Origin of the sequence: Streptomyces kaniharaensis (assembly GCF_009569385.1) — a bacterium.
GTDB classification, from domain to species: Bacteria; Actinomycetota; Actinomycetes; order Streptomycetales; family Streptomycetaceae; genus Kitasatospora; species Kitasatospora kaniharaensis.
The window spans coordinates 273,674-285,679 of sequence record NZ_WBOF01000002.1; the positions used below are offsets into that span (position 1 = coordinate 273,674).

Below are 12,006 nucleotides of genomic sequence, written 5' to 3' on the forward strand. Positions count from 1 at the left end.
TGGATGCGCGCGAACGGTGCCGACGGGCGAGGCCGGGACGATGAACGACCCTCGGGGGGTTCGGTGTTCGACACGAGTGACATCGCGGTCTTCCTCGGCCTGGACGTCGGCAAGGGCGACCACCACGGCCACGGCCTGACCACAGCCGGCAAGACCGTGTTCGACAAGCGGCTGCCCAACAGCGAACCGAAACTGCGGGCCGTCTTCGACAAGCTCACCGCCAAGTTCGGCCGCGTCCTGGTCATCGTCGACCAGCCGGCCTCGATCGGCGCCCTGCCCCTGGCAGTGGCCCGTGACGCCGGCTGCGAGGTCGCCTACCTGCCCGGCCTGGCCATGCGCCGCATCGCCGACCTCTACCCAGGCGAGGCCAAGACCGACGCCCGCGACGCCCGCGTGATCGCGGACGCCGCCCGCACAATGCCCCACACCCTGCGCGCCCTCGAACTCGCCGACGAAACCGCCGCCCAGCTCACCGTCCTGACCGGCTTCGACCAGGACCTCGCCGCCGAGGCCACCCGCACCAGCAACCGCCTGCGCGGTCTGCTCACCCAGTTCCACCCCTCCCTCGAACGTGTCCTCGGCCCACGTCTGGCCCACCCCGCCGTCACCCACCTGCTCGAACAGCACGGATCCCCGGCCGCCCTGCGCAAGGCCGGCCGACGAAGACTCGTGACCCTCATACGGCCCAAGGCCCCGCGTATGGCCGAACGCCTCATCGACGAGATCTTCGACGCACTCGACGAGCAGACCGTCGTCGTCCCCGGCACCACCACCCTGGACGTGGTGGTGCCCTCCCTGGCCCGGTCGCTCGCCGCCGTCCACGAACAGCGGTGAGCCGTCGAAGCCCAGATCAGCGAACTGCTGGAGGCCCACCCTCTTTCCGCGGTCCTGACCTCGATGCCCGGAGTCGGCGTCAGGACCGCCGCCACCCTGCTCGTCACCGTCGGCGACGGCACCAGCTTCCCCACGGCCGCGCACCTGGCCTCCTACGCCGGCCTCGCCCCGGCGACCAAGTCCTCCGGATCCTCCATCCACGGCGAACACGCCCCCAGAACCGGCAACCGGCTCCTGAAACGAGCCATGTTCCTCTCCGCGTTCGCCGCCCTCCACGACCCCGACTCCCGGGCCTACTACGACCGGCAGCGCGACCGCGGCAAGACCCACACCCAGGCCCTCCTGCGCCTCGCCCGCCAACGCATCAGCGTCCTGTTCGCCATGCTCCGAGACGGCACCCTCTACGAGACCCGCACCCCCGAAACCGTGCCCGCATGACCCGCGCAGCCTTGACGAAGGGCATAGAGGCACCCCCCAGCACCGACGGCATCCGCCACCTCCAAGCACGCCCCGCACTGCCACGACGGCCCGAGCATGCCTGCCGAGCGCCGGCCACACGCCTCACCTGGGAAAACGTGACCCTACCTTCGGTTTGGGAATCGCTTCTGATCGTCCTGACACGGGTGAGGGGTGTCCCTGCCTCACGACGATGACGAGGCGGGTCTCGCCCATGTTCTCGGCGCGGATGTCCGGTGCGCTCGGGCGGTTGGCGTTCGCCTCCAGGTCCACCCCGCCGCGCCTCAACTCCGGGGTGGCGGTGCTCGATTCCGCGACGAAGCGCAACCTCACGCCCGGCGCCTCTTCCCTCACAGCCGAGAGCAGTGCGGGGCCGCTCAACGCGACCAGGGAATCATGCCAGCGAAGTGTGAACGTGCGCTCCAGCGTGGCCAGATCGAGTTCACGGCTCGGCGCAAGCCCCCCCTTGGACCTCGTGCAGCAGCTCGTGCACCCGTTCCCAGACGGCCATCGCGTACGGCGTCGGGGTCATCGTGCGGCCGGTGCGCACCAGGATCTGATCCCCGGTCGTACGCCGGATCCGGCCCAGGCTCCGGCTCATCGCGGGGGCGGTGACATGCAGGCGCGCGGCCGCCCCGGCCACGCTCCCCTCCTCCAGCAGCGCGTCGAGCGCGGCCAGCAGGTTCAGATCCAATTGCATGTGAGTAATCCTAGCCGTGCTTTACATGCATTTGAAGTTAATCAAGGGGCTGGATACCTTCGAGACCAGAGCGCTGAACAGAGCGCACACGTCGGCCGAAACGGCCCCATCACCCCCTATTCACGAGGGAATTCACCGTGTCCGACATGCTTCAGACCACTGACGTCGCCGCCTCCGACGCCGACCTGCTCCACCAGACCGCGGCCGCCGTGCGCGCAGCCGGGTCCGCGCTGCGCGAGCGCTTCGGCGAGGCGGTCCGCTACCAGAGCCGCGAAGAGCTGATGCGCGCGCTCGCCGTCAACGACGACACGGCCCTCGGCATCCTGCGCCCCCGCCTCACGGGCCTGCGCCCGGACGCCGGGTGGGTGGAGGACGAGCTGGACGGCGGGGCGCTGCCGCCCGGCGAGTGGTGGGTGGTGGATCCGGCCGAAGGCAACGTCAACCATCTGCACGCTCTGCCGGAGTGGGCGGTGACCGCCACCCTCGTGCGCGACAACCAGCCGGTGCTCACCGTGGTCCACCTGCCGTTGACCGGCGAGACCTACACCGCGCTCACCGGCGCGGGCGCCCACGTCGACGGCCGGCCGCTCAACGTCTCCCCCACTGCGGACCTCGGCCTGAGCATCGTGGCCACCAGCCAGGCCCGGCCGGACGAGGACGAGAAGGTCGTGCGACGCGTCGGCTCCTCGATCACCGCGATGCTCTTCGACGCGCTCGTCGTCCGCACCGCCGTGCCCGCGACCCTGCACCTGGTGAACGTGGCCGCCGGCCGGATCGACGCCTTCTGGCAGTTCGCCGGCGCCCGCGCGGACCTGCTCCCCGGAGCACTGCTCGTCAGCGAAGCCGGCGGACGGATCTCCGACGCCCAGGGCCGCCCCTGGACCCCCCAGAGCGGAAGCTTCCTGGCCGCCGCGCCCGGTATCCACGCCGAAGCCGTCGCCACCCTCTCCCGCTGACCGCACCACAACCCGCACCCATGGAAGGAACACCATCACCATGACCACGATCGCCGTTCTCGGAAACGGCCGCGTCGGCGGCAACCTGGCCACAGCCCTCACCCGGGCAGGGCATGAGGTGACCGTGGCGGACCGCACGCCGGGCGCCGCCGCCGACGCCGCCCGACGCGCCCGGATCGTCATCAACGCCACCCCGGGCAACGGCTCGCTGGACCGGCTCGTCGCCCTGCGCGAGGAACTGCGCGGCAAGATCCTCGTCGACGTCTCCAACGCCACCACCGACGGACCGGACGGACTGCCCGCCGATCTGATCTACCCCGGCTCGAGCCTCGCCGAGCAGCTCCAGGAAGCGCTCCCCGAAACCCACGTCGTCAAGACCCTCAACACCATGCTCTTCCCGGTGATGACCGCCCCGGCCACGCTCACCCAGACACCGACCGCGTTCCTATCCGGCGAGGACCCGCAGGCCAAGCAGACCGTCCACGAGCTGCTCACCGACCTCGGCTGGCACAAGGAGTGGATCACCGACCTCGGCGGAATCCAGACCGCCCGCGCCACAGAGGCCGCGATCCTCTTCGTCCCGCACGTCATCCGATCCACCGGATTCACACCCTTCGCGATCTCGATCGCCCGCTGACCGTACGCAGCGCACCGCCCCCGGCAGGCCCACATCCAGAACGGATACGACAGCGCAGCCCGGGCCGGCGACTCAGCGCCGGACGGCATCACGTTGCCGCTGCTCCACTCCTGCGCCTTGCAGGGATTGGAACATTCATTCCAATCGGTGTCGTTTCGCCAGCTCCAGGAAGGTCCTCAACATGCCCCTCGACCCCCAGATCGATGCCCTGCTCAAGGAGTTGGCCGAAGGAGGCAACCCGGCACCGGAGAGTCGAACGGTCGCGGAGAACCGCGACCTCGTGAGCAGCTTCTCCACCCTCGCGGGCGACATCGAGCCCGTCGGCAGCGTGCACGATGCAGTGGCCGCCGCCGAAGGCCTCGAGGTCCCCATCCGTATCTACACCCCCGCCACCCTCCCGCGCTCCGGGCCGCGGCCCGTGACGGTCTTCTTCCACGGCGGCGGATGGGTCCTCGGAGACCTGGACAGCCAGGACCACATCGCCCGCATCATGACCAACCGCTCCGGCACGATCGTGGTCTCCGTCGACTACCGGCTCGCGCCCGAACACCGCTTCCCGGCAGGGATCGAAGACGCCTACGCCGCTCTGACATGGGTCGCGGCCAACGCCGGAAGTTTCGGCGGCGACGGGCAGAGCATCGCAGTGTTCGGCGAGAGCGCCGGCGGCAACCTCGCCGCGGCCCTCGCGCAGGAAGCGCAGCGGCGCGGCGGACCTCCCATCACCCTGCAGGTACTGGCATACCCGGCGGTCGACAGGTTCGACGACAGCCCCTCCATGTACGAGAACATGGCCGGACCGCTGCTGAGCCGCAGCTGGCTCGAATGGTTCTGGGGCCTCTACCTCAACACGCCCGACGAAGGTGCCGACCCCCGCGTCTCGCCGGCGCGCTCCGACGAGCTGGCCGGGCTGCCTCCCGCCGTCATCGTCACCGCCGAACACGATCCGCTGCGGGACCAGGGTGACCGCTACGCGCAGAAGCTCGCCAACGCCGACGTACCGGTCACGCACCTCCCGATCAAGGGTGCCACCCACGCCTTCTTCTCGTTCACCGGGTCGGTGCAACTCTCACGGGACGTCCTGAATCAGCTCGGAGATGCCGTGGCCACGACGCTCAACGACCGACCCGCCCACCGTTATGACGATCATCAGGCAGCGGCTGAGTGAGCTACGACGACGTCCCTTTGCGGGGCGAGGCCAGGACGGCGACCCCCCGGTTGTCCTCCTCGGACTGCTCCCGGCCGAGCCTGGTGAAGATGTTGTAGCTGTGCTTGCTGACGGCCTTCTCTGAGATGAACATCCGGGCGGCGATCGCGGCGTTGGTACGTCCCTCCGGCATCAGGGCGAGCACCTCGCGCTCGCGCGGGCTCAGCGCCTGGAGCGGCGGGTCGGCGGAACGCTGGTCGAGCAGCGCGCTCACCACGTCCGGGGCCATCACCGTGCCGCCGGCGGCGACCTGGTGGACGACGCCGATGAAGTGGTCGACAAGGAGCGCCCCACCAAGATCAACGAGATCCTGAGCGGCGAGGCCTGGCGTTCGGCTCGACCGACGCCGGCGCCACTCACCTCTCCCCGACCTGCCGTTCGTCAGCGAGCACCTTGCTGTGACGCACGGTCAGTCGAGGGACGACGTCCAGCCGCGCAGTGTCTCGACATACCGCTGCGGATCGCCGGCGTGCATGGCGTGGGCCGCGTCCGGGAACGACCGGTAGTCGCAGCGCTGCCCGGCCTGGGTGATGAGCCTGCGCGCCTGGCGGGCCTGGAGGTCGGAGACGGCTCCCAACAAGGTTCCGGTCTCCTCGTCGACGGCGCGGTAGTGGTGGGCGAACAGCACGGGAGCCTTCACCGCGGCGAGCATGCGGGCGTGGTCGTTGGACGCGGTGGCCGAGCCTGTCCAGAAGGCGCGCGCCCACTCGGGGTCGTACTCCTTCATGCTCTGTGGCGGCTCGTCGCCGCCGAAGTAGCCGCCGGAGCGGCCGGACATCGCCGCCATGCCGCGAAGCAGCGCGACCGGCAGTTCGCGGGGCAGTGCCCTGCACGAAGCCCTGCCAGTCGCCGACCGACCACTGGTCGCCCAGGTACGTGCTGATGAGCCGGTGCATCGGCCCGACGACCTGGCTGGTGCCCTGGCCGAAGGCCGGACGGATCTCCGCCGAGAACAGCGGCGCGTCCTCCAGGTAGGCCCCGCGGATCATCCCGGGCGGCGCGTAGGCGGCGAGCCACGCCGCGATCAGGCCACCGGAGGAGTTGCCGGCGACGACGACCGGGCGCCGGACGCGTCCGGAGATGAACCGGACCAGGTCGTTGCCCATGTTGTCGACCGTGTAGCGGCCCGGGGTCCAGGTCGAGCGCCCCTGGCCGCGCGGGTCCACGGCGAAGACCTCGAAGTCGTCGGCCAGCAGCTCCATCGCCCGCTCGTAGCTCCACCAGGACGTTGCCTGCGGCGGGATGAGCACGAGGGCCGGGTTGGCGGCGGAGCCGGTCGTGGCGTGGTTCAGCGCGACCTCGCCGGTGTCGAAGGTCGCCTCGGGGTAGGCGTGGGGAACGTACGTGGCGTCAGGGTTGTCGGGTCCGTGATGCGGCATCGGTCTTTCCCTTCTGGTGGTCCTGCCGGAGTCGGGTCGGTTCTCAGCCGAACCAGCGGCCCTGGTCCAGGTCGTCCAGAAGCCCCGGGTGGACGGGCTGCCAGCCCAGCAGCTCGCGGGTCAGAGCGCACGAAGCCGTCATGTCGTTGCCGAGGATGCGGGCCAGGAAGCCGAAGTGGGCAGCGGCGTCCTCGGCCGCGACGGCCTTCACCGGGACGTCCAGGTGGCGGCCGATGGCCTCGGCGATCGCTCGCAGCGGTACGCCCTCCTCGGCGACGCCGTGCAGGACCGATCCCGCCGGTGCCTGCTCCAGGGCAAGGCGGAACAGGCGCGCGGCGTCGAGCCGGTGCGCCGAGGGCCAGCGGTTGGCCCCGTCGCCGAGGTAGCCGGAGACGGCCTTCTCACGGGCGATACCGATCAGTTGCTGCACCATGCCGCAGGTACTCGCGTCGTGGACGGTCGGGGCGAGCCGCACGACGGACGAGCGCACGCCGCGCTCGGCCAGCGAGAGTGCGGCGCGGGCGGCGGCGACCCGGGGGCTGCCGGTGGCCGGCGGCATGTCCCGCTCGGTCCCCACCGGGCCACCGGAGGCGATGACCAGCGGCCGGTCCGTGCCCGCGAGAGCCTCGCCGAACGCCTCGACGGCGGCCGACTCGGCGCGCGCCGCCTCCTGGTGCCGCGCGAAGTCGTGGTGGAAGGCGAGGTGGACGACTCCGTCACACCCGGCTGCGGCGGCACGCAGGGCGTCGAGGTCCTCGATCGTGCCGTGGACGGCCTCGGCTCCGGCGGCCGTCACGGCGGCGGCCGAAGCGTCGGAGCGGGCGAGCCCGAGGACCTGGTGCCCGGCGCCGATGAGCTCGGTGAGGACGGCAGAACCGATGAAACCGGACGCGCCGGTGACGAGAACGCGCATGGCGATGCACTCCTTGGACGTGGGTGAGGACCGGCCCAAAGGGTGCGGGTGCCGAGCTCCGGCCGGTGGGTCCAGCCTGTGCCCGAGCGCGCGGGCGGGTCCAATGAATGCTTCGCAGGAGGCGATACGCCGCGCGTATCGCACCTGATCAGGAAGGGAGTTACGGGGGCCGGCAGTTGGCATCGTCGGCCATGGCGGGGACTACACTGAGGACGTGCCCGACTCGACGTCACCCTCGGCCGAACCCTTGGATCTACGGCTGGTGCAGAGCTTCACGGTCGTGGCCGAGCACCGGCCCTTCGGCCGGGCCGCCGAAGCCCTGCACATCACCCAGCCGTCCCTGAGCCGCCAGATCCACCGTCTCGAACAGCACCTCGGCGTCCTGCTGTTCGAGCGTACGTCGCAGGGCAACCACCTCACCGACGCTGGCGAAGTCTTCCTGCCCCTGGCGACGGACCTGCTGCGCGCCGCCGACCGCGCCGCGGCCGCCACCCGGGCCGCCGCCCGACCCGGCCGCATCACCATCGGGCACTCCCCCGGTCTCATCATCACTCCGGCGGTGCGCGAGCTGCGCCACCAGCACCCCGAGGCCGAGGTGCGCACCACACAACTGACACCCGACGAGCCGCATCCGGCCCTGCTGGCCCATCGCGTGGACGCCGTGATCGCCCGCCTGCCGTTCGCCACCGACGGGCTGGACGTGACGCCCCTCTACGACGAGCCCCGGGTGGTGGTCCTGCCACTCGACCACCGGCTGGCCGACCGGGCCTCGGTCACCCTCGCCGACATCGCCGACGAGCCCCTGCCGAAGGTGCGCGGAGCCGACCCGCTCCAGAGCGCCTTCTGGCGCATCGACCCGCGCCCCGACGGCCGTCCCGCCCCCGACGGACCACTGATCGACACCGTCGCGGACCAGTTCGAACTCATCGCCGGCGGCCAGGCCGTGACCATTTCCGTCGCCACCCCCACCCTGCGCCCCGACCTCACCGCTATCCCGCTCGACGGCGTCGAGCCCAGCCACATCGTGCTGGCCACCCGCGCCGGGGACGGCAACCGCCTGGTGGCGGCCTTCCGCATCTGTGCCACCAGGGCCCTCAGCCACGCGAGTCGGATGCCGACCGGAACGGGTGCGCAACCGGAGGCGCCCGGTCACGCGCCCGTGGGAACCGCACAGCTGCTCCACGCAGGGCTGTGAGTTACCCGCCCGGCTGCACCAGGTCCAGCCCGCGCAGCCGCTCCAGGAGCAGGTCCAGCACGCGCTCCTCCGACTGGTGCTCGACCACGCGGGTGCGGAACTCCGACAGCACGCTGTGGTCGAAGCCAGGATCGTCCAGTGTCAGCCCGAGTGCGCACTTCCAGGCGAGGTTCTCGCGGACCTCGTCGGCGGCCTGCCGGTCCGTCAGGTTCGCGGCCTTCTGCCAGCACGGTCACCAGCGCCAACCGGCCCGGTGACCAGCCCGGCTTGCCGGCCCGTCCGAACGCGTCGGCGAAGGCGGCGTCTGGGAACACTTCGCCGAGCCGGTCGCGGACCTGCACCGCCAGCGGGGCCTCGCGCTTGCCCCGGTACATTGCCCGAATCGCCGCCGCGATCTGCGGATCCGGCTTCCGGCCACGGCCCCGGCCCCGGCTGCACCGACACGACACACTCCGATCCACCAAGAAGCAGGAAGACCGTCATGATCCCATCCACGGAGCCAGGGCAGTCAACTCGCGGGCATAGCATCACAGTTCGAATTAACCACCGAGATCGGCGCACCGTCCCGCCCCCTCCGAGGCCTCCGATGTTCCTCATTGCGGCGCCGCTGTGGATGTCGGCTCTGGGCCGAACGATCGTCAGCGGTCACGCAAATCGTGACCGCCAACACCCTGTGTGGTCAAGGCGACCTGGGCGAGCGATATCGGTCCGACGACCGCGCCGAGCGGCAGGCCGCTTCGGTCCGGCGCGGCGATCTCCATCAGCATCTTGCCGGGATGTCGAGGTGCGGCTCAACGTGGTGTGCCGAAGTCCTGGGTCCACCACGGGCCGCCGGGGCCGAGGTGGACGCCGACGCCGAGTTCTGTGAAGGCGCAGTTGAGGATGTTGGCTCGGTGCTCGGGACTGCGCATCCAGCCGTCCACCACGGTGGCAGGGTCCGCCTGGCCCCTGGCGATGTTCTCGCCCAGGCCGCGCCCCTGGTAGCCGGTGGCGTCGATGCGCTGTCCGGGGTTGTCGCCGTCGGGGTTGGTGTGGTCGAAGAAGTCCCGGGCGGCCATGTCGTTGGAGTGGCCCTGTGCTGCGGCCTGCAGCTTGACGTTGCCGGTGAGGGGGCCGCACCCGTTCTGGGCGCGTTGTTCGTTCGTCAGGTCGAGGACCTGTTGGGCGAACTGCTGCGCGGTTCCGCCGCCGACGGGTGGGCCGACAGGCGGTGCGGCGGCGGCGGGGCGCCCGGCGGCGGGTGGGTTGGTGTTCGGGGCGCTGGTGCTACGCCCGGCCGCGGGCGGGTTGACGGGCGGTGCGGCGGCGGTGGGATGCCCGGCCAGGGGCGGGGTGCTGTGCGGGGCGGTCGTGGTTCGCTCGGAAGCGGGCATGGTGGTGGGGGCCACCGGGGTGGGGCTTGCGGCGGCTGTCTGGGTGGGTTGCGCGGTGGCGGAACCGGCGGTGGAAGGACTCGTGGTCGGGGTCGGGGTTGGTGCGGCTGCTGTCGCGTCCGGCGGGGCGGCCTGCGTCACGATGCTGCCGGCTCGATCCGGAATCCGGCCCGGGTCTCCGACGAGCGATGCCGTCACTCCCGCCACCAGCGCCGCCACCGTAGCGGCGGTGCCCACGACGGCCAGGGTCAGCGGCGCGCCGGGGAGGCCCCGTCGTGCAACAGCTCGCCGGCGGCCGCCGTCTGCGCGGTGGGTGGTGCGCGCGCCGTCCCGGGGGCGGTGCTCGGTCGACTCCGTACTTCGGGCTGTCGGCTCCCAGTCGCCGGCCGGAGGAATGACGACGGTCTCCGCGTCGGGGTAAGCGCCGTGGTAGCTGTCCATGGTTTCCGCCTTCGCTGTCCTGTGGTCTGTCTTGGCTTTTCGTTCCGGCACGCCCGGGTGACCCGGGCGGTCGCCGGAGCAGCGCCGAAAGTCGTTCGGGGGTTGGTGACTTGGCTGAGTGTGGGATCGGCTTCGAGGGGCTTCGTCTGCGGGGAGCGCGGCTGCCGCCGGGTTTCGTCGCGTTGTCTCAACCGCCCGGCGGGTGGGTGGCCGCGTCGAGCTGGGCCGGGACCTGGCTGGGGGGCATGGGGGACGCGGTCAGCAGCGTCCCCGCGTAGAGCACCGTGGCGACGGCCATCACCGCGAGGATGCACGGCCAGCGCACGCGCAGGAGCGCGGGCAGGGCGAGCAGTTCGCGGACCGATCCCGGCCGGGACGCGTTGACGCGGCGGCGGTGTCGGCGGCTCATCGGCGCCCATGCCTGGCTGCGGAGTGGGTCCGGGCTCTGCGGGGTTGCCAGGAGAGTTGCGGGCCTGGTCGGGTGAGGCCGATGCGGTCGCGGTAGTGCATCAGCTCGCGCGGCATGTCGAAGGCCACGGCCGCGACGAGTTGGGCGCCGCGCGGGGTGCTGCGCTGGTAGGTGGCGACGAACCGCTCGGAGTGCAGCGATCCTTCGACGATCTCGACCTGTTCGCCCAGGGCTGGGACTCCGGCTGCCTGCAGGCGGGTGCCGTGCTGCTCGGACCAGAAGCGCGGTGCCGGGGTGAACGCCTGGGCCCGGCTGGGTCCGTCGAGCAGCGAGTCCGCGGCGTGTTGTCCCATCTCGACGGCGTTGATGAGGTGTTCGACGCGGCGCGGGGTGGCGTCGAAGCGGAGGTTGGGCCAGCGGGCGACGTCGCCGGCCGCCACGATCCCGGGGACGGGTCGGCCTGCGAGGTCGACCGCGTGGCATGTGGCGTGGCACAGGACTCCGTCCCGGGTGTCGAGTCCGCTGCCGTTCAGCCAGTCGGTGCGGGGGATGCCGCCGATCCCGAGGATCACGAGGTCGGCATCGAGCATGTCGCCGTCGTCGAATCGCAGGAGCAGTCCGGTCCCGGTGTCGGTCCAGTCGGTGATCCGGGTGCCCAGGCGTACGTCGACGCCGGCCCGCCGCTGGATGCGTGCCACCACCTCGCCCAGCTGCTCACCCAGGACCCTGCCGAGCAACGAGGCGCCGTTCACCACGAGGGTGACGTCCATGCCCTGGGCGCGGGCCGTGCAAGCGAGCTCGCAGCCGACGAAGCCTCCACCGACGATGACTACGCGGCGGGCCCGGGCGGCGCGGATGGCCTGTCGGACGGCGGCGGCGTCCTGCAGGGTGCGGATGGTGTGGATCCGGTCGCTGAGCACGGGTGTCTCGGGCAGCCGTCTGGCGTCGACGCCCGTGGCGATCACCAGGCCGTCGTAGCGCAGCCGCTCGCCGCCGCGCAGCAGGACGGTCCGCTGCGCCGGGTCCAGCCCGACGAGCGGTGAGCCAAGCAGCCAATGGGCGTCGAAGTCGTCCTCGGCGCGGAACAGCAGCTCCTCGCTGTCGAGTTGGCCTGCCAGGAACTGCTTCGACAGCGGCGGTCGACTGTAGGGGCGGTGCTGCTCTTCACCGATGAGGACGAGTTCGCCGTCGAATCCCCGGGCGCGCAGGCGGGCGGCCGAGCTGAGACCGGCCAGCCCGGCGCCGGCGACGACGATCCGGTGCCGCTTGCCGCTCGCACGGGCGGCCGGGTGCCCAGGCGGAGGCGCCGGGGTCGGGCGGGCGCGGCGGACGGCGATGGCCTGCATGGGGCAGCACCGTGCGGCCTGCCGGGCCTGGGCGGCCAGCGGCGCCGGGACGCTCGCCGTGTAGTGCAGTGACCCGCTTTCGGAGATCCGGAAGACCTCGGGGGCTTCCTGCTGGCAGATTCCGTAGATGTGGCAGCGGAGATTGTCCACGCTCACCTTCACG

The 12,006-nt window shown here is 71.5% G+C and carries 11 protein-coding genes and 4 pseudogenes; 5 read left to right on the plus strand and 10 right to left on the minus strand.

What is annotated here, in order from left to right:
* Window positions 1-63: 63 nt before the first annotated feature.
* Window positions 64-1,272, plus strand: a pseudogene (locus tag F7Q99_RS28840) (IS110 family RNA-guided transposase).
* Window positions 1,273-1,443: 171 nt separating this feature from the next.
* Here the strand turns inward: F7Q99_RS28840 and F7Q99_RS28845 are convergent.
* Window positions 1,444-1,990, minus strand: a pseudogene (locus F7Q99_RS28845) (LysR family transcriptional regulator); the annotation flags it as partial.
* A 137-nt stretch (window positions 1,991-2,127) separates the two neighbouring features.
* Between F7Q99_RS28845 and F7Q99_RS28850 the strand changes: the two are divergent.
* The 3 genes from F7Q99_RS28850 to F7Q99_RS28860 all read left to right on the plus strand — a co-directional run bounded on the left by F7Q99_RS28850 (window position 2,128) and on the right by F7Q99_RS28860 (window position 4,748).
* Entirely contained in the window at window positions 2,128-2,946 is an 819-nt protein-coding gene (locus tag F7Q99_RS28850; RefSeq protein ID WP_326847300.1) for an inositol monophosphatase family protein, read from the plus strand.
* A gap of 40 nt (window positions 2,947-2,986) precedes the next feature.
* Complete coding sequence (locus tag F7Q99_RS28855; RefSeq protein ID WP_153466874.1) at window positions 2,987-3,583, plus strand: NADPH-dependent F420 reductase; 597 nt, start codon at window positions 2,987-2,989, stop codon at window positions 3,581-3,583.
* Window positions 3,584-3,764: 181 nt separating this feature from the next.
* Window positions 3,765-4,748: an alpha/beta hydrolase gene (locus F7Q99_RS28860; protein WP_153466875.1), complete on the plus strand. Its 984-nt coding sequence runs from the start codon at window positions 3,765-3,767 to the stop codon at window positions 4,746-4,748.
* Window position 4,749: 1 nt separating this feature from the next.
* Here the strand turns inward: F7Q99_RS28860 and F7Q99_RS28865 are convergent, their stop codons facing one another.
* The 4 genes and pseudogenes from F7Q99_RS28865 to F7Q99_RS28875 form a co-directional block, all read right to left on the minus strand.
* The gene (locus F7Q99_RS28865; RefSeq protein WP_153466876.1) at window positions 4,750-5,016 is read right to left on the minus strand and encodes a helix-turn-helix domain-containing protein; all 267 of its coding nucleotides are present in this window, start codon (window positions 5,014-5,016) and stop codon (window positions 4,750-4,752) included.
* A 180-nt stretch (window positions 5,017-5,196) separates the two neighbouring features.
* Entirely contained in the window at window positions 5,197-5,574 is a 378-nt protein-coding gene (locus F7Q99_RS41715) for an alpha/beta fold hydrolase (protein ID WP_230211097.1), read from the minus strand.
* Window positions 5,575-5,788: 214 nt separating this feature from the next.
* Window positions 5,789-6,166: pseudogene (locus tag F7Q99_RS43360) on the minus strand (alpha/beta fold hydrolase); the annotation flags it as partial.
* Between the two features lie 43 nt (window positions 6,167-6,209).
* Window positions 6,210-7,079 carry an SDR family oxidoreductase gene (locus F7Q99_RS28875; RefSeq protein ID WP_153466877.1) on the minus strand — a complete coding sequence of 290 codons (870 nt, stop codon included), beginning with the start codon at window positions 7,077-7,079 and terminating at the stop codon, window positions 6,210-6,212.
* 214 nt (window positions 7,080-7,293) lie between these two features.
* On the opposite strand from F7Q99_RS28875, the gene F7Q99_RS28880 reads away from it, so the two are divergent.
* Complete coding sequence (locus F7Q99_RS28880; protein ID WP_326847301.1) at window positions 7,294-8,274, plus strand: LysR family transcriptional regulator; 981 nt, start codon at window positions 7,294-7,296, stop codon at window positions 8,272-8,274.
* Window positions 8,275-8,386: 112 nt separating this feature from the next.
* On the opposite strand, the pseudogene F7Q99_RS43770 reads toward F7Q99_RS28880, so the two are convergent.
* The 5 genes and pseudogenes from F7Q99_RS43770 to F7Q99_RS28900 form a co-directional block, all read right to left on the minus strand.
* Window positions 8,387-8,482, minus strand: a pseudogene (locus F7Q99_RS43770) (transposase); the annotation flags it as partial.
* A 430-nt stretch (window positions 8,483-8,912) separates the two neighbouring features.
* On the minus strand, window positions 8,913-9,041 hold the full coding sequence (locus F7Q99_RS42760) for a hypothetical protein (RefSeq protein WP_268267659.1): 129 nt from the start codon (window positions 9,039-9,041) through the stop codon (window positions 8,913-8,915).
* A 24-nt stretch (window positions 9,042-9,065) separates the two neighbouring features.
* Window positions 9,066-10,088: a CAP domain-containing protein gene (locus F7Q99_RS28890; RefSeq protein ID WP_153466879.1), complete on the minus strand. Its 1,023-nt coding sequence runs from the start codon at window positions 10,086-10,088 to the stop codon at window positions 9,066-9,068.
* Window positions 10,089-10,275: 187 nt separating this feature from the next.
* Window positions 10,276-10,497: a hypothetical protein gene (locus F7Q99_RS28895; RefSeq protein ID WP_153466880.1), complete on the minus strand. Its 222-nt coding sequence runs from the start codon at window positions 10,495-10,497 to the stop codon at window positions 10,276-10,278.
* Window positions 10,494-11,993 (minus strand): NAD(P)/FAD-dependent oxidoreductase, encoded by a 1,500-nt coding sequence (locus F7Q99_RS28900; RefSeq protein ID WP_195911295.1) that lies wholly within the window; start codon window positions 11,991-11,993, stop codon window positions 10,494-10,496. The genes F7Q99_RS28895 and F7Q99_RS28900 overlap by 4 nt, the downstream gene beginning before the upstream one ends.
* Window positions 11,994-12,006: the final 13 nt, after the last annotated feature.